Annotated in this window: 30 protein-coding genes; 11 read left to right on the top strand and 19 right to left on the bottom strand. The window is 70.9% G+C overall.

The window, feature by feature from the left end; translation table 11 throughout:
• Nucleotides 1–6: 6 nt before the first annotated feature.
• Entirely contained in the window at nucleotides 7–1,404 is a 1,398-nt protein-coding gene (locus KYY02_RS20225; RefSeq protein ID WP_371239820.1) for a DUF6421 family protein, read from the bottom strand.
• Nucleotides 1,405–1,657: 253 nt separating this feature from the next.
• Between KYY02_RS20225 and KYY02_RS20220 the strand changes: the two genes are divergently transcribed.
• Nucleotides 1,658–2,341, top strand: a complete 684-nt coding sequence (locus KYY02_RS20220) for a glycerophosphodiester phosphodiesterase (protein ID WP_371239818.1) — start codon at nucleotides 1,658–1,660, stop codon at nucleotides 2,339–2,341.
• Between the two features lie 4 nt (nucleotides 2,342–2,345).
• On the opposite strand, the gene KYY02_RS20215 is transcribed toward KYY02_RS20220, so the two are convergent.
• Nucleotides 2,346–2,888 (bottom strand): GNAT family N-acetyltransferase, encoded by a 543-nt coding sequence (locus KYY02_RS20215; protein WP_371239816.1) that lies wholly within the window; start codon nucleotides 2,886–2,888, stop codon nucleotides 2,346–2,348.
• Between the two features lie 81 nt (nucleotides 2,889–2,969).
• Between KYY02_RS20215 and KYY02_RS20210 the strand changes: the two genes are divergently transcribed.
• Together KYY02_RS20210 and KYY02_RS20205 are read left to right on the top strand one after the other, a co-directional pair.
• The gene (locus KYY02_RS20210; RefSeq protein ID WP_371239814.1) at nucleotides 2,970–3,374 is read left to right on the top strand and encodes a VOC family protein; all 405 of its coding nucleotides are present in this window, start codon (nucleotides 2,970–2,972) and stop codon (nucleotides 3,372–3,374) included.
• Nucleotides 3,375–3,462: 88 nt separating this feature from the next.
• Entirely contained in the window at nucleotides 3,463–4,227 is a 765-nt protein-coding gene (locus tag KYY02_RS20205) for a VOC family protein (RefSeq protein WP_371239812.1), read from the top strand.
• A 22-nt stretch (nucleotides 4,228–4,249) separates the two neighbouring features.
• Here KYY02_RS20205 and KYY02_RS20200 read toward each other — a convergent pair whose 3' ends face one another.
• Nucleotides 4,250–4,849 carry a MarR family winged helix-turn-helix transcriptional regulator gene (locus KYY02_RS20200; protein ID WP_371239810.1) on the bottom strand — a complete coding sequence of 200 codons (600 nt, stop codon included), beginning with the start codon at nucleotides 4,847–4,849 and terminating at the stop codon, nucleotides 4,250–4,252.
• Nucleotides 4,846–6,516 (bottom strand): FUSC family protein, encoded by a 1,671-nt coding sequence (locus KYY02_RS20195; RefSeq protein WP_371239808.1) that lies wholly within the window; start codon nucleotides 6,514–6,516, stop codon nucleotides 4,846–4,848. Before KYY02_RS20195 ends, KYY02_RS20200 begins: the two co-directional genes overlap by 4 nt.
• Nucleotides 6,517–6,685: 169 nt before the next feature.
• On the opposite strand from KYY02_RS20195, the gene KYY02_RS20190 reads away from it, so the two are divergent.
• The 6 genes from KYY02_RS20190 to KYY02_RS20165 all read left to right on the top strand — a co-directional run bounded on the left by KYY02_RS20190 (nucleotide 6,686) and on the right by KYY02_RS20165 (nucleotide 10,584).
• Nucleotides 6,686–7,246 (top strand): DUF5134 domain-containing protein, encoded by a 561-nt coding sequence (locus KYY02_RS20190; RefSeq protein ID WP_371239806.1) that lies wholly within the window; start codon nucleotides 6,686–6,688, stop codon nucleotides 7,244–7,246.
• A 607-nt stretch (nucleotides 7,247–7,853) separates the two neighbouring features.
• Complete coding sequence (locus tag KYY02_RS20185; protein WP_371239804.1) at nucleotides 7,854–8,555, top strand: phosphatase PAP2 family protein; 702 nt, start codon at nucleotides 7,854–7,856, stop codon at nucleotides 8,553–8,555.
• A 518-nt stretch (nucleotides 8,556–9,073) separates the two neighbouring features.
• Entirely contained in the window at nucleotides 9,074–9,313 is a 240-nt protein-coding gene (locus KYY02_RS20180; protein WP_371239802.1) for a helix-turn-helix domain-containing protein, read from the top strand.
• A gap of 585 nt (nucleotides 9,314–9,898) precedes the next feature.
• Nucleotides 9,899–10,165 (top strand): GntR family transcriptional regulator, encoded by a 267-nt coding sequence (locus KYY02_RS20175; RefSeq protein ID WP_371239800.1) that lies wholly within the window; start codon nucleotides 9,899–9,901, stop codon nucleotides 10,163–10,165.
• 80 nt (nucleotides 10,166–10,245) lie between these two features.
• Nucleotides 10,246–10,377 (top strand): hypothetical protein, encoded by a 132-nt coding sequence (locus tag KYY02_RS20170; protein ID WP_371239798.1) that lies wholly within the window; start codon nucleotides 10,246–10,248, stop codon nucleotides 10,375–10,377.
• 9 nt (nucleotides 10,378–10,386) lie between these two features.
• Nucleotides 10,387–10,584: a hypothetical protein gene (locus tag KYY02_RS20165; protein WP_371239796.1), complete on the top strand. Its 198-nt coding sequence runs from the start codon at nucleotides 10,387–10,389 to the stop codon at nucleotides 10,582–10,584.
• A gap of 77 nt (nucleotides 10,585–10,661) precedes the next feature.
• Here the strand turns inward: KYY02_RS20165 and KYY02_RS20160 are convergent, their stop codons facing one another.
• Both KYY02_RS20160 and KYY02_RS20155 read right to left on the bottom strand, forming a co-directional pair.
• Complete coding sequence (locus tag KYY02_RS20160) at nucleotides 10,662–10,829, bottom strand: hypothetical protein (protein WP_371239794.1); 168 nt, start codon at nucleotides 10,827–10,829, stop codon at nucleotides 10,662–10,664.
• A 20-nt stretch (nucleotides 10,830–10,849) separates the two neighbouring features.
• The gene (locus KYY02_RS20155; protein ID WP_371239792.1) at nucleotides 10,850–11,044 is read right to left on the bottom strand and encodes a hypothetical protein; all 195 of its coding nucleotides are present in this window, start codon (nucleotides 11,042–11,044) and stop codon (nucleotides 10,850–10,852) included.
• A 216-nt stretch (nucleotides 11,045–11,260) separates the two neighbouring features.
• Here KYY02_RS20155 and KYY02_RS20150 point away from each other — a divergent pair, with 216 nt between their 5' ends.
• Nucleotides 11,261–11,434, top strand: a complete 174-nt coding sequence (locus KYY02_RS20150) for a DUF8636 domain-containing protein (RefSeq protein ID WP_371239790.1) — start codon at nucleotides 11,261–11,263, stop codon at nucleotides 11,432–11,434.
• Nucleotides 11,435–11,581: 147 nt separating this feature from the next.
• A complete protein-coding gene (locus KYY02_RS20145) occupies nucleotides 11,582–12,058 on the top strand; it encodes an excalibur calcium-binding domain-containing protein (protein ID WP_371239788.1) in 477 nt (158 codons plus the stop codon).
• A gap of 117 nt (nucleotides 12,059–12,175) precedes the next feature.
• Here the strand turns inward: KYY02_RS20145 and KYY02_RS20140 are convergent, their stop codons facing one another.
• From KYY02_RS20140 to KYY02_RS20080, 13 genes are all read right to left on the bottom strand, one after another.
• Nucleotides 12,176–12,730: an HNH endonuclease signature motif containing protein gene (locus tag KYY02_RS20140; RefSeq protein ID WP_371239786.1), complete on the bottom strand. Its 555-nt coding sequence runs from the start codon at nucleotides 12,728–12,730 to the stop codon at nucleotides 12,176–12,178.
• The gene (locus KYY02_RS20135) at nucleotides 12,727–13,335 is read right to left on the bottom strand and encodes a recombinase family protein (protein WP_371239784.1); all 609 of its coding nucleotides are present in this window, start codon (nucleotides 13,333–13,335) and stop codon (nucleotides 12,727–12,729) included. Before KYY02_RS20135 ends, KYY02_RS20140 begins: the two co-directional genes overlap by 4 nt.
• Nucleotides 13,336–14,329: 994 nt before the next feature.
• On the bottom strand, nucleotides 14,330–14,680 hold the full coding sequence (locus tag KYY02_RS20130) for a hypothetical protein (RefSeq protein ID WP_371239782.1): 351 nt from the start codon (nucleotides 14,678–14,680) through the stop codon (nucleotides 14,330–14,332).
• Nucleotides 14,681–14,697: 17 nt separating this feature from the next.
• Nucleotides 14,698–15,042: a hypothetical protein gene (locus KYY02_RS20125; RefSeq protein WP_371239780.1), complete on the bottom strand. Its 345-nt coding sequence runs from the start codon at nucleotides 15,040–15,042 to the stop codon at nucleotides 14,698–14,700.
• Nucleotides 15,043–15,044: 2 nt separating this feature from the next.
• Nucleotides 15,045–15,905 carry a peptidoglycan recognition protein family protein gene (locus KYY02_RS20120; protein WP_371239778.1) on the bottom strand — a complete coding sequence of 287 codons (861 nt, stop codon included), beginning with the start codon at nucleotides 15,903–15,905 and terminating at the stop codon, nucleotides 15,045–15,047.
• Nucleotides 15,905–16,261, bottom strand: a complete 357-nt coding sequence (locus KYY02_RS20115) for a hypothetical protein (RefSeq protein ID WP_371239776.1) — start codon at nucleotides 16,259–16,261, stop codon at nucleotides 15,905–15,907. Before KYY02_RS20115 ends, KYY02_RS20120 begins: the two co-directional genes overlap by 1 nt.
• A gap of 10 nt (nucleotides 16,262–16,271) precedes the next feature.
• On the bottom strand, nucleotides 16,272–17,111 hold the full coding sequence (locus tag KYY02_RS20110; protein WP_371239774.1) for a hypothetical protein: 840 nt from the start codon (nucleotides 17,109–17,111) through the stop codon (nucleotides 16,272–16,274).
• A 76-nt stretch (nucleotides 17,112–17,187) separates the two neighbouring features.
• Entirely contained in the window at nucleotides 17,188–17,469 is a 282-nt protein-coding gene (locus KYY02_RS20105; RefSeq protein WP_371239772.1) for a hypothetical protein, read from the bottom strand.
• 11 nt (nucleotides 17,470–17,480) lie between these two features.
• The gene (locus KYY02_RS20100) at nucleotides 17,481–18,347 is read right to left on the bottom strand and encodes a hypothetical protein (protein WP_371239770.1); all 867 of its coding nucleotides are present in this window, start codon (nucleotides 18,345–18,347) and stop codon (nucleotides 17,481–17,483) included.
• A gap of 86 nt (nucleotides 18,348–18,433) precedes the next feature.
• Nucleotides 18,434–19,159 (bottom strand): glycine-rich domain-containing protein, encoded by a 726-nt coding sequence (locus tag KYY02_RS20095; RefSeq protein ID WP_371239768.1) that lies wholly within the window; start codon nucleotides 19,157–19,159, stop codon nucleotides 18,434–18,436.
• A gap of 62 nt (nucleotides 19,160–19,221) precedes the next feature.
• Nucleotides 19,222–19,524, bottom strand: coding sequence for a hypothetical protein (locus KYY02_RS20090; protein ID WP_371239766.1), 303 nt, complete (start codon nucleotides 19,522–19,524; stop codon nucleotides 19,222–19,224).
• A gap of 211 nt (nucleotides 19,525–19,735) precedes the next feature.
• A complete protein-coding gene (locus KYY02_RS20085) occupies nucleotides 19,736–20,761 on the bottom strand; it encodes a hypothetical protein (RefSeq protein ID WP_371239764.1) in 1,026 nt (341 codons plus the stop codon).
• Between the two features lie 64 nt (nucleotides 20,762–20,825).
• Entirely contained in the window at nucleotides 20,826–22,172 is a 1,347-nt protein-coding gene (locus KYY02_RS20080) for a hypothetical protein (RefSeq protein WP_371239762.1), read from the bottom strand.
• Between the last annotated feature and the right edge of the window lie 105 nt (nucleotides 22,173–22,277).

Below are 22,277 nucleotides of genomic sequence, written 5' to 3'. Positions count from 1 at the left end.
GATCGCTCATGCGGCGACCCGCTCGGCGCCGTCCGCCGTGATGCCCTTGGTGGAGGCGATCACGTTCTTCAGCTTCCTGGAGAGTGCCTCATAGAACATGCTCAGCGGAAACTCGTCCGGAAGCACGTCGTCCACGAGTCTGCGCGGCGGCAGCGTCAGGTCGAGGGCGTCGGGGCCCTTGGCCCACACGGAGCCCGGGTGCGGGGAGAGGTAGGTGGAGACCAGCTCGTACCCGGCGAACCAGTGGACGAGCTTGGGGCGGTCGATGCCGTCGCGGTACAGCGTCTCGATCTCGGCGCACAGCTGGTTGGTGATCTGCGGGGCGCGCTCCCAGTCGATGGAGAGCTTGTTGTCGCTCCAGCGGACGACGTCGTGCTTGTGCAGGTAGGCGAAGAGCAGCTGCCCCCCGAGGCCGTCGTAGTTGCGCACCCGTTCACCGGTGACCGGGAAGCGGAACATCCGGTCGAAGAGCACCGCGACCTGGACGTCGCGGGCCTGCGGGACTCCGTCGCCGGCCAGCTTCACGGCCTCCTTGAAGGCGGTGAGGTCGCAGCGCAGCTCCTCCAGGCCGTACATCCAGAACGGCTGGCGCTGCTTGATCATGAACGGGTCGAACGGCAGGTCGCCGTGGCTGTGGGTACGGTCGTGGACCATGTCCCAGAGCACGAACGCCTCTTCACAGCGCTTCTGGTCGTGCAGCATCGCGGCGACGTCCTCGGGCAGCTCCAGGCCCAGGATGTCCACGGCGGCCTCGGTGACGCGGCGGAAGCGGGCGGCCTCGCGGTCGCAGAAGATGCCGCCCCAGGTGAACCGCTCGGGGGCCTCCCGCACGGCGATGGTCTCGGGGAAGAGGACCGCGGAGTTGGTGTCGTAGCCCGAGGTGAAGTCCTCGAAGGTGATGCCGCAGAACAGCGGGTTGTCGTAGCGGGTGCGCTCCAGCTCGGCCAGCCAGTCGGGCCAGACCATGCGCAGCACGACCGCTTCGAGGTTGCGGTCCGGGTTGCCGTTCTGGGTGTACATCGGGAAGACGACCAGGTGCTGGAGGCCGTCCGCGCGGCTCGCGGCCGGCTGGAAGGCCAGCAGCGAGTCGAGGAAGTCGGGCACCTCGAAGCCGCCCTCGGCCCAGCGGCTCAGGTCCTTCGCCAGGACCTCGTGGTAGGCACGGTCGTGCGGGAGCAGCGGGGAGAGCTCCTCGACGGCGCCGATCACGGTGCGCACCGCGCGCTCGGCGTCGGCACGCTCCGGGGCCCCGTCGGCGTCGAGGTCGATCGAGCCGTCCTTGGACTGCCAGGGACGGATCCGTTCCACGGCATCCTTGAGCACGGGCCATGCCGGGTGCTCCACCACCCTGATCCCCGAAGGAACCTGCCCCTCGGTACCCACCTGCACAAGAACTTCCGTCATGTCCCACCCTCCACAGGAGAACCTCGCGTAAGAAGACCGTATACACACGAGCTTTCTCCCAGCAAGGGGCACCTCGGGAAATTATCCTGCCCTACCCCGGCCTTCACCGCGTTTTTTCCTGTGGAACATGAGAGCAGGCGACGGTGTCTGCGATCCGGGTTCAACCTCTGGACGCGGCGGGCACAGGCGATACGGTCCAGGGGGACCGCGGGCACGCGGTCCCCCGCCGTCGTCGACGGAAGCGAGTCGGATCTTGAACTTCCTCACCATCGGTCACCGCGGCGTCATGGGCGTCGAACCCGAGAACACCCTCCGGTCCTTCGTCGCCGCCCAGGAAGCGGGCCTCGACGTCATCGAACTCGATCTGCACCTGAGCAAGGACGGCGCACTCGTCGTCATGCACGACACGGAGGTGGACCGCACCACGGACGGCACGGGCGCGATCGCCGACAAGACCCTCGCCGAGCTGCGCGCCCTGGACGCCGGGCGGGGCGAGCGGATTCCCGTCTTCGAGGAGGTGCTCGACGCCGTCCGCACGCCCCTGCAGGCCGAGATCAAGGACGTCCAGGCGGCACGGGCGCTGGCCGGGGTGATGAACGGGCGGGGTCTGGCCGACCGGGTCGAGGTGTCCTCGTTCCACGACGAGGCCGTCGTGGAGATCGCCCGTCTGGTGCCGGGGGCGCGTACGGCGCTCATCGCGAGCCGCTACGACACCGGCGTCGTGGAACGGGCGGTCCGGGCGGGCGCCTCCACCGTCTGCCTCGACATCCGCCGGCTCACCCTGGAGACCGTGGAGCGGGCGCAGGAGGCCGGGCTGCGGATCATCGGCTGGGTGGTGAACACCCAGGACCACCTCAGACTGGTCCGGGCCCTGGGACTCGACGGCGCCACCACCGACTACCCGGAGATCAAGCGCACCGGCCGCTTCACGGCGTGAGCCGTCAGGCCAGTTCCTTCACCAGCAGCTCGAACCGGAGGTCGTCGCGGAGCGGGACGCCGAAGCGCTCGTCGCCGTACGGGAAGGGCGTCGTCTCCCCCGTGCGGCGGTAACCGCGCCGCTCGTACCAGGCGATCAGGTCCTCGCGTACGGAGATCACCGTCATGTGCATCTCGGTCACGCCCCAGGTCTCGCGGACCTGACGCTCCGCCTCAGCGATGATCGTCCTGCCCAGCCCGGCGCCCTGGAGGGCGGGGCTGACCGCGAACATCCCGAAGTAGGCGTGCCCGCCACGGTGTTCCAGCTGGCAACAGGCGACCACGCGGCCGGCGCGCTCCACCACGAGCAGCCGGCTGTCCGGCGACTTGACGACCTCCAGCACCCCCTCCGGGTCGGTCCGCCGTCCCTGGAGGATGTCCGCCTCGGTGGTCCACCCTGCCCGGCTGGACTCGCCCCGGTACGCCGACTCGATCAGCGCGACGAGGGCGTCCACATCGGCGTCGGTCGCGTCGCGGAAGGTCGGTGCGGTGTCGGTGGCGGATTCCATGCGCGCGTCTCCGGTTCGTCTGGCGCCTTCCGGCGCGGCTCGGGCGGCAACGAGACTAACCCGGCCGCTACGCTCGGTCGCATGGTGCATGTACTGAGCAGCCGCGTCCTGCTGCGCCCCACCGACCCCGACCGCTCCCGCGCCTTCTACGGGGAACGGCTGGGCCTCGCCGTCCACCGCGAGTTCGGCACCGGGCCGGAACGCGGCACCGTCTACTTCCTCGGCGGCGGGTTCCTGGAGCTCTCGGGCCGCGCGGCCCCCTCCTCGGAGGCGTCCTCCTCCCCGGACGTACGGCTGTGGCTCCAGGTCGAGGACATCGCGGCGGCGCACGAGGAACTGGCGGCCCGGGGCGTCGACATCGTCCGTCCCCCGGTGCGGGAGCCGTGGGGCCTGATCGAGATGTGGATCGCGGACCCGGACGGCACACCGATCGTGCTGGTCGAGATCCCGGCCGAACACCCGCTCCGGTACCGGCCGGGCGTCTAGGGGGTGCTCCCTCCCCCGCCGGTTCCGCGCCGGATGGCCTGCGCCCGGGACCGGGCTTAGCGTGCTGAGGGGGAAGGAAGGGAGCGCCATGAGACAGTCCGCGCCGGTGACCGGCGGGCCCTGCTGGGTCGAGCTGGGAACCACCGATCCGGAGTCCGCCCGGCGGTTCTACACACGGTTGTTCGGCTGGCGCCCCGAGACGGACCCGCGTCAGGAGCCGGGCGGCTACACGGTCGCGTACCTCGGTGACGCGGCGGTCGCCGGGCTGGCGCCGTTGTACCAGCGGTCGCAGCCGGTGGCCTGGAACGTGTCGTTCGCGGTGGCCGACGCCGAGGCCGCCCTCCGTGCGGTGGAGGCGGCGGGCGGGCAGCCGCTGTTCGGCCCGACGGAGGTGTTCGACGCCGGCCGTTTCGCGGTGGCCGCCGATCCCACCGGCGCCGTCTTCCAGCTGTGGCAGGCGGGCGCCTTCCCGGGCGCAGGGGCGTTCAACGTGCCCGGATCCCTGGGCTGGGTGGAGCTGCTGACGCGGGCGCCGCGGCAGGCCGTGTCGTTCTACACCACCGTGTTCGGCTGGAGCGTGGACGCTTCCCCGCGGTACCCGCAGTGGGGCATCGACGGCGCGGACTTCGGCGGCATGGTGACCATGGACGACAAGTTCCCGCACGAGGTGCCCGCGCACTGGCTGCCGTACTTCGCCGTGGACGACGTGGACGACGCCGCGGTGACGACCACGACGGCGCAGGGCACGGTGCTGATGGAGCCCGTATCGCACCCGGAGGGACCGCGCATCGCGGTGCTCCGCGACCCGCAGGGGGCGATGTTCGGCGTGTACCGGGCGGCGGACGGGGGATGAGCCGGGGACGGGACGCCGTCCGTCACGCCCGCAGCGCCCCCAGGCGTCCTTCCAGCTGGCCGAGCAGCTCGCCGAGCAGGGCGGCGAGCTCGCCGCGTTCCGGGCCGTCCAGACCGGACAGCACGGCAGTCTCGTAGGCGAGCTGCACGGGCAGGATGCCGTCGACCAGGTCGCGTCCGGCGTCGGTGAGACGGACGTGGGCGACCCGGCGGTCGCGGGTGTCGCCGCGCCGTTCCACCAGCCCGCGTTCGCTGAGCTGCTTGAGGCGTTTGGTGACGGCGGCGCCCGAGGAGAACGTCTCACGGGCCAGCTCGCCGGGTGTCAGCTCGTGGCCGGTGCGGCGCAGCGCGCCCAGCAGGTCGAACTCCGGGCGGGTCAGCCCCTCCCTGCGCAGCGGGGCGTCCTCCGCCTGCTGGAGGAGTGCGGCGCAGCGGTTGATGCGGCCGATGATCTCCATGGGGCCGGTGTCGAGGCCGGGATGGACGGCCCGCCACTGCCGGACGACGGTGGCGACGGTGTCGTCCCGCGAACGTCCGGGCGTGTCCCCGCCGGCCGTCGCCGGTGCCCCGCCGCCGGCCGCCGCTGGTCCTTCGGCCGCCGCTGGTCCTTCGGTCGCCGTCATGGCCGTACGTCCTTCGTGTTCGTGCCGGGGTCCGGGAGCAGCCCCTGGCGTCGTACCGTCGCCGCGAGCGTACGGTGTCCCGACTGCTCGGCGAGCACGACCTGCTCCTGGGGCAGTGCGCGCTGCCACCACTCGCCGGACGCGGCGTCGACGGTGGCCCGCAGGTCGACCAGGGCTGCGGCCAGATCGCGGCGGGCGGCGTCCAGGGCCGCGGGCGCGGTCTGCGGGTCGGCCAGCAGGCGGGCAGCGCCCTCACGGGCACGGTCGACGGCGGTGAGCGCCCCCTCGACACGGTTTCCCGCCCTGCGGTTGGTGACCACCGTGGCCGCGGCGAATCCGACCAGGGCGCCGACGAAGGTGTCCATGACGCGGTCGGCGACCAGCTCGCCGGTCGGCTGGTGGCCGGGGAACTCGGTGACGAGCAGGGCGAGGGGGGTCACACAGACGCTGCCGAGCCAGTAGTTGCGGCTGATGAACGCCTCGGCGCCGAAATTGAAGGCGAGGCAGCACAGGACGAGGGCGAGCGGGCCGAGGTGGGCGACCGGGGCGACGGCGGCGAAGAGCAGGACGCCGACGAGGTTGCCGACGACGCGCTGGACGGTACGGCTCCAGGTGAGGGTGATGTTGGCCTGGTAGAGCGAGGCGGCGGTGACCAGGGCCCAGTAGGGGCGGCCGACGCCGAGAGCCAGGGAGGCGCAGCCGGCGAGCGCGCAGCCGAGCGCGGTGCGGACGGCGATCGGGGCGAGCGGTCCGAGCCGGCTCCACAGGGAGCGCCGCGCGACGGCGCGTTCCGCGGCCACGCCCAGGAGATCGTCGGCGCCCGCGCGAGGGTCGTCGGGGTGCGGAAGCGGGCCGGTGCCTCGCAGGCCGCCGGCCCAGGCGCGCAGACGCGCGGGGTCGACGCCGGCCGGCGCGGCGAGCGCGACCTCGGCGCGGATCACGAGTCGTTCGAGCCCCCGGCGGGTGGCCGAGGGACGGTTTCCCGCGGCCGGCAGCGACTGCCACGCGGCCTGGACGGCGGCGTAGGCGTCGGCGCGGAGGCGCGGGTGGCCCTCCCCGGTGCCCGCCGTCTCGGCGTACGCCGCGGCGGACCTCAGGGCCTGGGCGGTGGCCCGGCGCTCCGGGCCGTGCGGCCGCACCAGCACGGGCGCCATGCCGACCAGCCAGGCCCACACACCCGCCGCGGCGGCGAGCGCGAGGTGCCCGGGGACCTGTCCGAGGGTCTGGGGCACGAACAGCGCGGCGGAGCTGACGAAGACGGGGATCACATGGCCGGGCGGGCCGATGCGGGCGGCGTCGCACAGCGCCTTCTGCGCGGCGGCCAGGACGGCACCGACGCCGACCAGGACGACGGCGTTCGTGGTGAGCGAGGCGGTGACCAGGGCCGCGGCGAGGCCGGCGAGCATGCCGAGCACCACCCACACCAGCGCCCTGGCCCGGGCGGCGTACGGGCGGTTGTGGGCGTAGAGGGCGCACAGGGAACCCGCCATGGTGTACATCGCGAGGTCGAGACGGCCGAGGGCCACCAGGAGCAGATTGGGCGGTGCGACCGCGGCGACCACGCTGAGGGCCGGTTTGAACCAGATGTCGGAGGGCCGCCCGAGGCGCAGCGGGGCGGCGAGCGGGAGGCGCCAAACGGCCCTCGGGGTGGGGGTGGCACTGTGCATGAAAACAACGTTAGCAGATATTTTACTTGTAAAGTAACAAGAGTCGCCCGGTCGCGCTCCCCTGAACGCTCCCTGAACGCTCCCTGCGCACTTCCGTGCGCTCGGGTGTCCACCGCCGGAGCCGGGCATGCCATGACCGACCGTCGAGCGGGGCGAGGGGGAGGTTCGGGTGTACGGACCGGCGCCGTCCGGCTGGCTGCTGGTCGCGCTCTGCGCGGCGAACGGCGCCTACTGTCTGCTGCGCATGCGCAGCCATGTGGCGGAGCAGCGCCGCGCTGCGGGCGGCGAGGCGCTCATGGGTTTCGGCATGGCCGTGATGGCCGTGCCCGCCTCGGTGTTCACTCCGCCGGCGTGGGCCTGGCCGGTCCTCGCTGCGGTGTTCGGCTCGGCCGGGCTGCAGGCGTTGTGGGCGGCCCGCACCGGCGTGCGGCACCTGCACCATCTGGTGGGCGCCGGGGCGATGGTGTACATGGCGGTGACCATGGTCGCCTCCACCTCCACCTCCACCGGGGAGGGACACGGGCACAGCGGCTCGGACGTCCCCCTGCTGACCGGGTTCCTGCTGCTCTACTTCGTCGCGTACGTGTTCGCCACCGGCGTGCGGCTGGTGCCCGTGACCGCCGTGGCGGGGGGCGGCCGGGAGGCCGGCTGGGGCGACCGGCCGGAGCTGGCGCGGGCCTGCCGGCTGTCCATGGGAATCGCGATGGTGGCGATGCTGCTGGCGATGTGAGGGCGGGACGTACGGTGCGACGGTGACCGCACCGCGCCGGCTGCGGCTCACGGCGGTGGCGTCGCTGGTTCCGGTGATCCCGGTGCTGGTGGCGTTCGTGCCGGGACTGCGGGCGCTCGGCTGACCCGCGTCCGTCGGGGCGCGCCGAGGCGGCATCGGCGCGGGCCGAAGGGGACCGGTTCGGGTCGAAGGGGACCCGTGGGATCCGGGAGGGGGCCCGTGAGGGCCGGAAGGAAGCCCGCGAGGGCCAAAAGGAGGCCGGATGCGAGTGCGGGAACGGGCAGCCGCGGAAGGGGCGGGCGCGAGGGCGCAAGGACCGGAGGGCACGGGTCCGGCCCGAGGAGGGCCGGACGCAGCCCCCCCGGGGGACGGACAAGCCCTGAAGAGGGCGGAGCTGGACACCAAGGAACGGCGCAAGCCCTGGAGGAACCCGTGCGGACCCGGGAAGGACGGACACAGGCCCGGGAGGATCCGCGCAAGCCCGGGAAGGAGTGCGCAAGCCGGGGAAGGGCAGACGCAAGTCCTGAAAGGGGCTGACACGGGCCCGGGAAGCCCGGCGGGGACGGGTCACTGGCACCGGACGTCGGCGTTGAGCAAGGATCACCTCATGCACACCCCCCACGCCGCATCCCCGCTCAGGCCGCCGGAGCACCGCCCGGCCACCCTGTTCACCGGAGTGCTCGCGCTGTGCTCGGTGCTGCTGCTGACGATGGTCGGCGTCGAGTGGCGTCCGCTGCTCGAGCTGGACGCCGACATCGCCCGGACCACACACCGCTGGGCGGTCGAGGAGCGAGGGCTGACGCAGACGTCCCGCGTGCTGACGGACTGGGTGTGGGACCCGTGGACGATGCGGGTGCTGTGCGGGGTGGCGGCGGTGCTGCTGGTCCGGTGGTACGCGGACTCGTGGACGGCGCTCTGGCTGGTGCTGACGGTCGCCGTCGGAACGGCGGTGCAGCAGGGACTGAAGGCCGCTCTGGACCGTGCCCGCCCGGTCTGGCCCGACCCGGTGGACTCCGCGCACTACGCGGCGTTCCCGTCGGGGCACGCCATGACCGCGACGGTCGTCTGCGGCCTGCTGCTGTGGTTGCTGCACCGTCACGGGGCGGGCCGCGTGCTGCGGCGCGCGGCGCTGGTCGTGGCGGCCCTCTCGGTGACCGGCGTCGGCCTCACCCGGGTCTGGCTCGGCGTCCACTGGCCGACGGACGTCCTCGGCGGCTGGCTGATCGGCGCCCTGGTGGCCGTCACGGCCGTGGGGATCCACCGGCGGCACTGTCCGGCGCACCGGCGGGTCCGGGCACCCGGGAACTGACCGGCTGAGGCTGCTCTCCCTGCGTCCAGGACCGTTCACCTCGGACGATCCCCCGCGTCGCCCGAGCACCTTCGTTGGGTGTTCGTTGACCTGCACCACTCTGGCCCGAGCCCTGTAAGAGCAAGGGCTTCCCTTGCGTTCGCGGGGGTTCGTTGGGTGTTCGCTCGGATTGGATTCGATAGCCCATCTCCCATTCGTCTCCCAAATCTCCCGGGGGGACTCGCACGCACCCCCAGCCCGGAGGCTGGGGGTGCGCTCGCGCCGGTGGCCACGAGGGAGGGGCGTCCCACCGTTGCACACCGACACGCCTTAACCCTCCCGGCCTTCCGCGTTGCCGGAAGGGTGGAGGAGATCCTCTGGTTCACCCAGAAGAAGGAACAAGCGTTCGACTATCGGACGCTGTCCGCGACTCTGCGGCGCCCGCCATCCGGCCTCAGGGCCGGAGCCGCCATTCAAGATCACATAATGCCCGGTAAACCAGGCTGACTTAAGGTGATCTTCGGTTGAGCGTGTGACGCGTGCCCACGCTCCCTGATGACGACGACTGGCTCCTCGATGAGCAGCACGCCATCGGCGACCGCATCCGTGTCATCCGCATCCGTCAGAACCGCACCCAGGAATCTGTATTCCTCGCGGCCCGCGTCGCCCGCTCCACCTACCAGGAGATCGAAGCCGGCACGGTCGACGCTCGCGTTGGGACCCTCCGGAAGATCGCCTGCGTCCTGGGTGTACACGTCACCGACCTCCTACACGGCTGATCACCGGTGCGGCCGATTTTTGACCGGGGCTATGGATGGAGATTCAACAGCAGGTTGATCAGCCAGGGAAGGTGTCAGCCACATATATCTATGCAGTCTGTGCACGGCCTGCACGTTTCCGTAACCGACTGTCTACGCTCCGGCCTGAGCTTTCCCGTGAAGCGTCGAACAGCAGTCGATTATTGCCCAGGAGGCAAGGGTGCCTCGCTGGCGAGCTGATCGAAGGCGGCGTCCGCCTGAGTTCGCCACGCTTGATGCAGCTCGACTGCGGTGATGCAGCTTTGATCGACGTCACGGCAGGCGCCGCACTGGGTGGCGTGGCGGGCATATCTCGCGTAGGCCTCCTGCACCGGCGATAGGCGGGTCGCAGCGGCAATGACGGGCCGCCTTTCCGGCACGGCTGGTTGCTCTCTACGCTCGCCCATGTCGGCGACTCCCGTTCGTCGGCCATGCCCCCGGGCCGTTGACGGCGGTCGCGGGGGTCTCTGCAATTGCAGGCTACGCCGACTTGTATCGCTCTGTCTCGCGACGTATCTATACATAGCCCGAGGTGCTGACCTGTAGGGGCTTGCCTAGCTTCAGGGCATGGCCATTGATCCGGATGCGGAGATCGACCACGAGGGTCCCGTCACGCCCTACCGGCAGCTCGCCGAGATCCTGAAGGCGCGGATCGCGCGCGGGGACTGGGCGCCTGGCCGGCCGATCGCGTCTGAGACCAGGCTGGTGCAGGAGTACGGGCTCGCGCGGTCCACGGTGCGGCGGGCGATCGCCGTGCTCGTCGAGGAGGGCGTCGTGTGGACGGTACAGGGCCGCGGCACCTACGTCGGTCAGCCGCCCGCCGAGAGTCCGTAGCCGCTGTCAGACCCCGCCGATACGATCCGGGTATGCCCACTTCTCCCCCGCCGGATGGCGTTGCGCGGTCTGCTGCGGTCGTGCAGGCGGAGATCCGTGCACTGCTGCAGGAGACGGGCGGCTGGCTGTGGGGACCGACCCGGGCGGAGTACGAGCGGCTGCGGGACGAGTGGGTGGAGGCCGTCCGCGAGGAGATCACGACAGCGGCTTAGACTCCGGCCGTGAGCACCTTCGATTTCCCCGACGCCCTGCTGGAGCTGGAGCGTCGCGCCTGGGCGGCGATCCAGGCCGGGACTCTCACCCCCGAGCAGGCCGACGAGGTACAGCAGGCCATCACCGCCTACGCGACCGAGCACGAGGCCGACCGGTACAAGGTCGAGATGGCGCTGAAGAAGGCCGTCCGACACCCGGAGGACTGACAGCAGGACGCCCCGTCTGCGTGACCAGACGGGGCGGCTTCAGCACTGCGCCAGCAAGGGCTGATAGTCCGACCAGCCTACGAGGTGCCACCGACAGTGCCGGGGCGTCGCGTCGACAGGACGTACCGGCCGGGCCGCTCCGGCGTCCGGGCCGCGGGGAGTATGCCGGGCGGGAGCTCGTTGTGGTGGCGGCGGAGGATCTGCCGCAGCGCGCGGTCGCGGGACGGGTACGGGCGGACGCTCATGCCGCCAGAATGGCAGAGGATCACGCCCGGTCCGGCCACTCCGTCAACGTCTCGCCGGTCTCCTCGTCGAGGAGGGTGACCTGGGCGCCGGGCTTGCCCCACTCCCCCACCCACTCCGTGAATTTGTCGCGGGCGGTCGTCTCGCTCCCCCACCAGCCTTGCGCGACCGGACGGCCAGCCGAGGAAAGGACGAGGTGGTAGCGCTCGGGGTTCACGGCGTCAGCCTATGGTGGGCAGCCTCGTGGCCTTCCGTGGGGAGCCGGGAGGTGCGGCGGGCCCTGCCGGCCGGCGAGACACGGCAGGGCCCGACAGGGGAGTCCCGCCTGGGGGAGCTGGGATCCCGCGGCCACCACCATGCACCATGATTCAGCCACACGGAAGATCACGGCCGGAATTCATCGCTGTCAGTGCCAGCAGCAATGATGGCCCGCATGAAGAACTACGCCCTCACCTGGACCGACACCACCGGAACCCCGCGCGCCTCCGCCGTCGCCTACGACCAGCCCTCCGCCGACGAACGCCGCGGCGAACTCGAGGACGCCGGCTGCACCGACGTGGAGATCGTGCCCGTCCAGCCCGGCCAGCTCCCCGAACCGCGGACCTGAACACGCACGAGCGCCTGCCCTGACGCTGGGGTGGGCGGCCCGTCTTGCTGTGATCGTCACGAATCGGTGACCGCTCCCCCAGAGCCTCCCGAGCCCCACCCGTAACCGCTACTGTCAGCGGTCCACCGATCACCCTGGGGGGACATCATGGCCAACCCGTACACGCCGCCAGCAGGACGCCCCGCGCCGAAGTGGGCCCGCAAGCGGTACGTACTACCCGCCCTTGGCCTCGCCTTCTTCATCGGCATCGGAGCCGGCGCCAGCAGCGAGCCACCGAAGGACGACGCGAAGCCCGCCGCTGCCAAGGCGGCCCCGTCCGCGACAGTCACCGCAACCGCGACCGTGACGGCGAGCCCCACCGCCAAGCCGAAGCCCGCCCCGACCGTCACCGAAACCGTCGAGGTGGAAGTGACGGAGACCGTCACCCAAGAAGCCGACGTCGACACCGGCAGCGGGTCCGGATCCGGGTACAGCGGCAGCGACGACAGCAGCGGCGGAGGCAGCGTCTACTACCAGAACTGCACCGCCGCCCGCGCCGCCGGAGCCGCACCCGTCCACCGCGGCGAACCCGGCTACGGCAGCCACCTCGACCGCGACGGCGACGGCACCGGCTGCGACAGCTGACAGCTGACACGCGACAGGCCCGCCAGGACGGGGGACCTGGCGGGCCTGCGGTCAGTGTGGCATGAAGGGCTGATAGGACGGGCGGCTTCCGCTTCGCCTGGGCGACGCTCCATCAGATCAGGGAAGCAGTTCGCGAGCTGTGGCGCGCAGGATCGCCTCCATCGTTCCTTGGCTCAGCTCTCCACTATGCACGACTGCACGGCGCGCATGCTGGCGCATTACCCCGGCAGCCTCCTCCGCGGATCCACCTCTGGCGACCACCTCGCTGAGGGCCACCTTGAAGAGTGGAACGCGGCCCGCGGCTTGAAGCCATGCATCGACGTGCTCCATCTCCTTACTCGGGCGCTCGTCCCGATTGGATATCCAGACCGCCATCTCCCAGGGGTCGTGCCAGTCCGGCGAGTCGCGATGGCAGGGACTGCAGAGCAAGATGATGTTGCTCGCCGCGTTAAAGCCTTCCAGCCCCGCAGGGACGATGTGCGCGCGCTCCAGCGTCGCTCGCTCCCATGCCTTTCGGGGGCTTCTGCCCTCCGTCCAGCGCTCGGAGAACCAGCCGCAGGCGAAGCAGCATGGGTTGTCGGGGTCCAAGTGCGGTGTGAACACGTCGTGCCCCGGGGGCTTGTTCGCCCAGTACTGCACGATGGCCCATTTGGGCGGTCTCGGGTCCGTCACTCGGCCGCCTCCTTGAATGCGTCGTGGGCGCGGAGTGCCTGGGAGATCGCGCCGATGCTGGGGTGCTTCCCCTTGTTGGCACCCTCGGTGATTCGGAGGTGGGGTTGGATCTGACGGATGGTGAACCCGCGGTCTCGTAGCGCGGCGGCCTGGACGACGAGCGCCTCCGTCATGACGGGCTTGCGTCCTCCGACGCGACCGCGCTTGCGTGCTGCCTCCAGCCCGTCCTTCGTCTTCTTGACGATGTCCCGGCGGCGGTCTTCAGCGAGTGCGAGGGCAAGGTCGAGGATGAGGGATCGTTCCCGGTGCTCGCCAGCCGCGATGCCCTCCAGCACCTTGACTGCGATGCCGCGTTCGAAGAGGTCGTTGAGGACGATGAGCCCTTCGAGGAGGTTGCGGCCGAGGCGGTCGACTTCCTGAACGCAGAGCATGTCGCCGTCGCGCAGGTACTCGATGGCTGCCTTGAGCCCGGGGCGTTCGTCGGCGGTGAGCTTGCCGCTGATCTTCTCTTCGAAGACCTTGAGGCAGATCGGGTCAAGGGCGTCGTGCTGCCGTTGGACGTTCTGCTTGTCGGTACTGACGCGGACGAGGCCGACTAGGGCCATCTACATCCCCTTTCGTTCATCAAACGTATCGGTGGGCATTATGAACACTACCAGATTGATGAACGAGTTTCTGAACAATCTGACTTGCCGAACGTCGAGTTGCGCAAGATCACGGTTCAGGTTCACGTTCCGACCGATTGATGAACACCCCGTCGTCGCAGGTCGCTGCCCGCGGGCACGACAAAAGCGCCCCGCTCCCCGGCCGCGATGTGGCAGGAGGAGCGGGGCGCAGGTCTTCACGCAGGTTCGTCGTCGGGTGGCCAGTCGGGTTCGAGGAACGGGCGGGGTGACAGCCAGAACGGCGGCTCTTCGTCGGGCATCACGGTCTCCTACAGGTACTGGCGGCGGCTGGGGTCGAGTGCGAGGGCTTGCGGGCTGCCGCCGGACGGGTCGGGTTGTGGGGCGTCGTCCTTGCGGCACACCAGTGCGTCTGGGTCATACGAGGGGGTCTGCAGGCTGTATCCGGTGGGGCAGGCCGGCCCTGGGGGGCCTGGTTCGCCCCTCTCTCCCGTTTCTCCCTGTGGTCCGGGCGGGCCGGGTTCGCCTTGCGGTCCGGGTGGGCCTGCGGGTCCTGCCCGGCCTGTTGCGCCGGCCGCGCCCGGTTCTCCTGCTGGTCCATCGGCTCCGCTGGTTCCGTCGCTGCCCGGCGCTCCGGACGGCCCCGGTGCACCGGACGGCCCCAGCGGGCCGGGCGGGCCGGGCGGGCCGGGTTCGCCCCGATCGCCTTGCAGGCCGGGCGGACCTGGCGGGCCGACGACGCTCTCCCCCGGTTCTCCGCGGCTGCCGGGCGGGCCGGCGACAGGGCTCGCCCCCAGCTCCTGCACCTGGGAGGCCAGCGCGTCGCGGGCCTCGTTCGCTGACCGCAGCTCGTTGGCGAGGGCGACGACTTGGATGGCTAGCCAGGCCAGGAGGATGAGGACGACGGCGCTGGTCAGGCCGATCAGCCACTCCACGCGTGGCAGGCGGAACGGGCGGCGCTTTCTGTGGGCTGCAGTCATTTCGCCACCACCGCCCAGATCGCGATCGCTGCGGCGAGTAACCCCATCAGGACGGGCACGATCGCCTGGTACAGGCGGGTTTGCCGCTCCTTCTCACGGCGGTCTCGTTCGTCGAGCTGGTACTGCTCGAACGCTGCCTCGACGGCTTCTCGTGCGCTGACCTCTTTCTGCAGCTCTTGCGACAGGGCGGTGATGCGTTGGTCGGTGTGGGCTGACTGCAGGGCGTACACCTCAGCCGACACCAACCGGTCGAGGCGGCTGTTGATGGACGCCATGCCGTCGCGGAACTCGCGGCGCATGGCGTCCACCGTGCGCCCGAGTTCGCCGACGCTCAGCTCGTCGGGCACGCTTCTCCGATCAGAGGTCAGACGCTGCGCGGGCCGGTCTGGGTGGCCGGGGACACCTGTCCGCGGGTGAGCAGGCCGAGGACGGCGAGGACGACCGCGTTGAGGGCGCCGACCTGCTCCGCGGAGAGTTCCAGGCCGTAGGCGGCAAGGAGGGAGGAGGAGGCGGCGACCACGCCGGTGAACGCGGCCGGGGCGATGGGCCGGGTGACGGCCGCGGTCGCCGCGGCGAACACGGCGCTGATGACGGCGACGATCGCGCCCGCCTGCTCGGCGGACAGGCCGAACCCGAACGTGACGAGCAGGCTGAGGCCGGCCGATACGGCGGCGATGAGGAGCGCAGGCTCCCTGCCGAAGAGCTTCATGGTCAGGACTCCTGTCCGGTGATGTCGACGTCGACCTTGACGACGGCGTCGGCGATGGCCTTCTGGACGGCGGTGACGACGGTGGCGGTGTCCACGTCGGAGCCGACCAGGCCGATCAGCTTGTCGACGGTGGCCTGGAGTGCGGCGAGCTTCCTCTCGGTGCGCCGGGCGACGATCTCGATGTTCCGGGCTGAGGTGGCCAGCGCGATGTGCGAGTTCGTTTTCGCGGTCGCCGCGTTCGGGTTGGGGATGACGCCGTCGATCTGCAGGACCTTCTTCGCGATCTTCTCGGCGTCGGAGTCGCTGATGGCCACGCTGTCCTCCTGGGTGCTGGTTTTGCCGGTCGCGCGGGCGACGATGCCCGGGAACACGACCTCGCGGAACTGCTTGATCCGCGCGGCTCCGGGGCAGGCCGTCCCGCTGGTTGACCACTGCTGGTACAGCGAGTGGTAGCCGAACCCCGGGTCGGAGTGGCTGCGGCAGATCCTGAGCGGGATGCCGTGCCGCTGGTGCAGCCACACGCCGAGCTTGATCAGCTCCTCGACCTGTGCGTCTGTCCAGGGATCGGATGCCTTGGTGTTGGACGCGGTCTCGATGGACACCGCGCCGGTGCCGTCCGGGCGCCGGTTCGCTCCGGCGTTGGCGTCGGCGCGGGTCTCGGTCCCGATGAACTGGGCGATGTCGCCCTCGTAACCGAGCCCGAAGTGGGACTCAAGCGAGGTAGACCTCCAGTACTCGTAGAGCCGTTGGGCCGTCCACGGGGCGACGATGCTGTGGACGATGAACTGCGTCGGCCGGATCGCGGGTTGACCATCGCTCTCGGGTTGCAGCTCCAACTTGGCGGCGTCCGGATACCAGGCCATCACTTGTCACCTCCTTCGGCCGGCAATTCCTGCGCCGACTGCTCGTCGTTGTCCGGCAGCGGGTCCGGCTCCGGTTCGGGTGGCGGGTAGTAGCCGGTGATCCGGGACGCCGTCGCCGGCGGCAGGCCGAGCGCGATCAGCGCCTCGTAGTCGGCCCGCTTCTGCTCCAGCTCCGCCTGCCGGGTCGCCTCGGCCTCGGCGTCACGCTGCGCCTGGATCTCGGCGAGCCGGGTCTCGTACTCCTCGCGGGACAGCAGGACGACGCCCTCGGGGTGGGTGACCTCGTCGACGCCGGACACGGTCCGCTCGCCCACGGACCCGTCCGGGTACAGGTAGTAGAAGGTTTTCTCGTTCACTGGGGCCTCTTCATGACGTCGGGAGGGAGATCACCCACGCGCGGAGCGTGGCCTGGACACGGCTGTACCGCGCGGATCCCGAGCCGCGGCCCATCGTCACCGGCAGCGTGTGGGTCCGGGTCTCGCCCGGCGCCAGCGTGAGATTGACCAGCTTGTTGACCTGCACGTGGGTGGCGTTGACGGTGGACGTGCCGCCGTTGCCGAGGTACACCATGTCGTCGAGGTCGATGCCGTAGGCGCCCCCGCTGTTGGGCGGCAGCACGAGGTCGATGTCGACGTCCTGGAAGAGGATGCACAGTGCCTCTCGGCACGGGTCGGGGTTGACGATGGCGAGCGTCAGGGACGCCACCTGCGTATCCGCCGCAGTCGGCACGAGGGCCGATGTCGACAGGTTGTTGTTGATGTTGTTCTGGAAGAACCGCGCTTTCGCGGGCGGTTCGCCGCGCAGCTGGCCGGTGCTGTCGCAGTACACGCCCGAGGCGGTCTCGTCGAGGTCGCACTCGTACTGCCACGACCCGGTGTTCGCGTGGACGGGCGCGCTCGCCGAGCCGTCCCCTGCCAGTCCGCAGCCGGCCGTGACGGTGGCCGCGCCAGTCGGCACGAACAAGCCGTCCGGCTGCAAGACGAGGTTGTTGCCCGCCTGTTCGGAGATGTCCGCGCCGACGATGCCCGTCGCCGGGTCGTACACCGCGCCCGGCCCGGCGGAGATGCACGGGCGGACGTCGTCGCACTCGATGGTCGCGGAGATCACATACGGGTTCGGGGTGCTGCCCGCCCCGGTCACCTCCGCGTTGTCACCTGCGACGATGACGCAGTTGCAGCCGGTTCCGCCGCACTGACACCTGGCCACGGTGTCCGCCTTTCACGGTCTGTCTTGGCCCGGCCCACAACCAGCGGCGTTTGAATCGCACGTCGGACGTCTGCGGCTACTCCGGGTCGGGAGGTGTGTAGCCGGACAGCTTCCGTGCTGCCGCATCGGAGATCCCGGCCGCGACCAGCTCGTCGTAGGCCGCCCGCCGCTCGGCGAGGTCGGCCGCGGCAGCAGCCTCGCGCCGCTGCCTGATCTGCTGCTGGAGCGCGTCGTAGGCGGCGAGGTACTCGGCCTCGGTGACGACACGGCCCGGCTCCGACAGCGGCGGCGGCGTCTCCTCCTCGTACTCAATCGTCCCGACGGATCCGTCGTCGTAGATGGCGTACAGCGTGGCCATGGAGCACCCCGTCAGATCGAGAGGAAAAGGACACGGATGATGGACTGGATGTGCGTGTACCGGGCGCCGCCCACGCCCTGACCGACGAGGACGCTCATGCTCGCCGTGTAGTCGGCGCCGGGCCCGACGACCGCCGGGTTGGCCCCGAGGAATTTCATCTGCTGCACATGGAACTGGTTCATGGTGCTGCTGCCGGTGTTGTAGACGTGCTGAGTTTCGTCTCCGGTGACGCCGGCTGCCGCGCCCGACCCGGGCGGCAGTTCGAACCACACGTCCCACTCGATGACCTGGAACACGAACGCGTCCCGGCATGTATCCGGGTTGGTGAACGTGGCGCTGAAGGTGTCGGCAACCGTGTTGGCGGTGTCGCCGGACGGCACGAGGATGTCGTATGCGCGGGACTGCCCGCGCTGGACCAGCGTCGCCTTCCCTCGCGGTTCGCCGCGCAGGACGCCATCGCTGCCGCAGGCGATGACCCCGCCGAAAATGTCGACGTCGCACGGGTAGGGCCAGTTCTGCACGGCGGCGGCGAGCGGCGAAGCCGTCGTCCCGGCACCGGTCAGCCCGCACGCTGTCGCGAGTTCGGCGTACAGCCCGTCGGGGCCGGTCTGGATGAGGTTGGTGCCGCCGCCGGGCGGGGTCGCGTCGAGGCGGACGGCGGAGCTGACGACGACCGGGTCCGCGGTGGTGCCGGCACCGGTGACGGTGGTGTCGACCGTGTCCGTGTCCCCGGCCTGGATCACCGTGGGCGTGCCGCCGCTCCCGCCGGGGGCGGAGATGACGTAGGGGTTGGTCGTCGAGCCGCCGCCGTCGATCTCGACGCCGGGACCGGCGACCAGCGTGCACGTGCAGCGGCGTGCGCCGCAGCAGTCGGCCATGGGTGGGCTCCTCGAAGGAAGGAGTCACCCGGCCCACAACCAGCGGCGCATACGTCCAGATCAGTCTATAGTCCGCTCCTGCACGGCTACCCGTACAGGTGCACGATCACGATGCCGCTGCCGCCCTCTCCTCCCGCGAAGGCGCTGCCGAACGAGACGGCGCCGCCTGCGCCCGCGCCGCGGCCCCGTGGACTGGCCCCGACTCCCTGTGTCGAGCGGCCCGTTCCGCCGGTTCCGAGGAAGGAACCGCCGCCCGCGCCCGCAACACCATTCGTGCCGTTCAGGCGGATCGCCGTCCCCGACGAGCCCCCGCCCATCGTGAACTGGCCCGTGCCTGCCTGCGGCCCGCCGATGCCCTGCGAGGTGTCGGCGGTAGTGCCGCTCGGCATGTTCGAGGTGCCGCCGTATCCGCCGGGTGCGATGACGAACGAGCCGAACGAACTCACCCCGCCGTCGCCGCCGTCGCTGCTGGAGCCGCCCGCGCTGCCGCCCGCGCCGACGATGACCGGTTCGGAAGCGCCGAGCGCGGACACCTCCAGCAGCGACCGGGAGTAGCCGCCGCCTGAGCCGCCGGGCCGCGCGACGCACTCGTTCGCGGCAGCGTCCGCGCCCGCCGATCCCCCGCCGCCGCCCTGCACTTCGACCAGCACGCGGGCCAGCCACGGATACGAGGCCTTACGGAACGTGTGGGTGCCTGGGTTGAAGTGGAGGATGCGTCGCAGGCCCATCGTGCCGGGCTGCAAGCACAGCTCGCCGTCGCTGCCCACCGTGAAGTAGTCGTCACAAACGCACGCCCTGGCGATCGGGATCACCCCTGAGGTCCGAACCTCGCCCGGCCCACAACCAGTCGGCGCACCGACAGAGTACGCGCCGTTCAGGCGTCGGCCGGCTGGCCGCTCGCCGTCATGTGGACCTGCACCCCCGCCCCCGCCGGCATGAGCGGCAGCAGCCCGAGCCCGAGGAGCGGCTGCGTCCGCCACACGCGGACGGTGGCCCGGTCGGCGGTGACGGACTCGAGCGTCGCCAGCACCGTGCGGTCATCGGTCGGCGCCGGATCGACGGCGAGCGCACCGATCACCGGAGGCGCGGCGAACGGCGCGGGAAAAGCCCACACGGCGCGGCCGTCGCTGCCCGTGGTGACGACGGCTACGGCAGGCGGCGCGCCAGGCGGCCCCACCGGGCCTTGCTGGCCGCGCTCGCCGGGCGGCCCCTGCTCACCTCGCTCACCCGCCGGCCCTCGCTCCCCCGGCGGGCCCGTCGGCCCCTGATCTCCGCGCGGGCCTGGTGTGCGCGATGCCGTGCGTGCCTTCCGCCCCACCTCGCGCAGTACCCCGCCCATCGGATCACCCGGCACCCGCCGAACCGCTGAACCCCGCGACGCCATACCCTCACCCCTCCAGCTCGCTCGTCACCGGCGCGAGCACGACTTTCACGCTCTCGCCGTCGCCGTCCTCCTCGACCTTCAGGCCCACGATCTTGAGGCGCTGCGTCAGCGGCCGGCAGGTGACCTGCGTCGCGACGTCGACACACCAGCCGGGCACCAGGCGCGCGACGTCGACGGCCGCTTCGGGCGACAGCGTCACCTCGTCCGAGGACAGGAACACCGGCACCGGATAGTTCGCTGCCCGCCTGGAGCGCGCCGCGGCTTCGGCCGAGGCTGCCGTTTTCACCGACGTCTGCTCGGTACTGATCTCCAGCAGCCCGTAGTAGTCGTCCGCGCCGCCTGAGATGCCCTTCACGCCGCTGTTCTGGTCGCCGTGGACGATGACGCGCGTCGCGAGCTGCGAGCCGTCCTCGGCGACGATCAGGCCCTCGGGCAGGTCGGCGTCGGTCAGCATGCCGACGGACGCCGACCAGTCCTCCGGCATGAGGACGATCGTCGACCCGACCGCCGTGTAGTCCAGGCCCGTATCCGCGAGATCACGCAGATGGTCGCCGCTCTGCCCGTCATCGACCGTGTACGCGCGGCCCCCGTCGACGTTCGCCGGGCCGAGGATTTCCACCGTATGGCCAGGGTCGTCCGGCGCGAAGCCGTCCTCGATCAGCCAGTTCGCGATGTCCGTCAAGTCTGTGCTGGTGAACTCCTGCGACTGGTGCGGCACCCGCCGGTCGAGCCAGACCAGCACATCACTCGCCCACAACTCGACCAGGCCGTAACGCCATTCGGCCTGGATGATCGGCCCCTCCCACACCGTGACACCGTCCCGCGCGATGACCAACTTGTGCCGCCAGGTGCGGACACTGCCGAGCTGCGCGCAGCAGTCCCCGTCCGGGTGAATGATCACATGGGCGGTCGACACGTCGTCGAGGACGCGGGACCACTCCACGGAGACAAGGACATTCGCATGGGTCACGACCGCGCCGTCCCGGTCCACGATGAACGCGCTGTGGACTCCGCAGCCGGCTGAAGACATGAGCACCCCTCGCACAGAGGAAGCCCGGCCCACAACCAGTCGGCTACCAGCAGACTACGGCTGCTCAGTAACCGCGGCCGGTGATGGCGATCGAGACCGTCGCATCGTCGGCAGGCGGCACGATCTCGTCGCTCTCCAGGCAGACCACGATGGACCCGCAGTCGATCTCGGGCCAGGACGCCGGTGCCCCGTCGCGGCCCCACACGCTCGTCGACGTCTCACATGTGCCGCCGCACTCGACGGTGGCCCGCCCGATCTGCCCGTCCAGCGTCAGCGTGCCGCTGGCCGGGACGTAGCCGACCTCGTAGACGGCGAGCGGATCACAACGCCGCTTGTCAGCGACCTCCCCCGCCGTCAGCCCGGCATCGGCGTCGCTGCGCTCGTAGAAGGAGATCGTCAGCCGGCGCAGTTCCTCACTGCCCGCATACACGGTAATGACCGGCACATCCGACGACCAGGCGGGCCGCCCGGTCAGATCCAGGTCGTAGCACTCGCGGTTCGTCGCGAGGGCCTGGCAGAAACACGACGCCGGCGACGACGGCTGCGGCGGCGACGGAAACGAGCAGGACGGGTCGCCGCACTCCGCCCCGGCGTCCGGGCACTGCGCGAGCCGGCAGCCGCCCGGCAGACACTGCGACACCCAGTCCGGCAGCCAGCTCTGGTGAACGCACCATTGGATGCACTCGCTGTCGTCGTCCGTGGGCACGCTGACGGACAGGACGGGGACCTCGTCGGTCCACGCCCACGGGGTGGCGGCCGTCAGAACGAACTCGACGGTCAGGATGTCCGCACCGCTGTTGCACTGGCCGGCGGCGCAGGAGCCGTCGCCGTTGCGTGCCGTGATCGTGGGCCCCTGCACGAGCGCGACGCGCCGGAAGGTGCGGCGGTGCCGGGCGAGGAACTCGGCGGGCGCCTGGGCTTCGCCGGGGCAGCAGTTGAGCATCTGCACGCAGTCGCCGCCGCACGCGCTGCCGGTGCAGCCCTGGAGGGCCTCGCCGAGCCAGTGCAGCCCGTACTCGACGGCGCAGCATGTCGCTCCGAGGAGGATTCCGGTGACGGTGATGGTGCGGGGCTGGACGCGTGCCGGGCCCAGTGCGCCGCCGCCGATGACCGCGTTGGTCACGGTGCGGCGTACCGGGTAGTCGTCGACGCCCTCGAACGCGAGGGGCAGGAACCCGACGAACTGGGCGCTCTCGGGTACGTCGGGGTCGTACCAGGGCGCCGGGCTGTCGGGGTCGTCCGGCGTGGTGTACGGGATGCCGTCCGGGTCGAGGATGTCAGCCGTCAGCGTCGAGCAGCCGCAGATGTCGGATCCGGAATCCAGGGGCGAGCCGACCGTCTCCAGGTAGGCGCGCAGCCGAGCCGTGTTGATCACCTCGATGCCGCCGACGCTCAGATAGTCGGTGAGCACGTCACACCCCCCGGTCAGGAGTACGCCCGGCCCACAACCAGCGGCGATCTCAGCTTACGGTCGCATCGAGCGAGGGCAGACTAGTCAATGAGTTGACCAGTAAAC

Origin of the sequence: Streptomyces pimonensis (assembly GCF_041380215.1) — a bacterium.
In the GTDB taxonomy this organism is placed as follows: Bacteria; Actinomycetota; Actinomycetes; order Streptomycetales; family Streptomycetaceae; genus Streptomyces; species Streptomyces pimonensis.
This window is presented reverse-complemented; position numbering and strand designations above follow the sequence as displayed.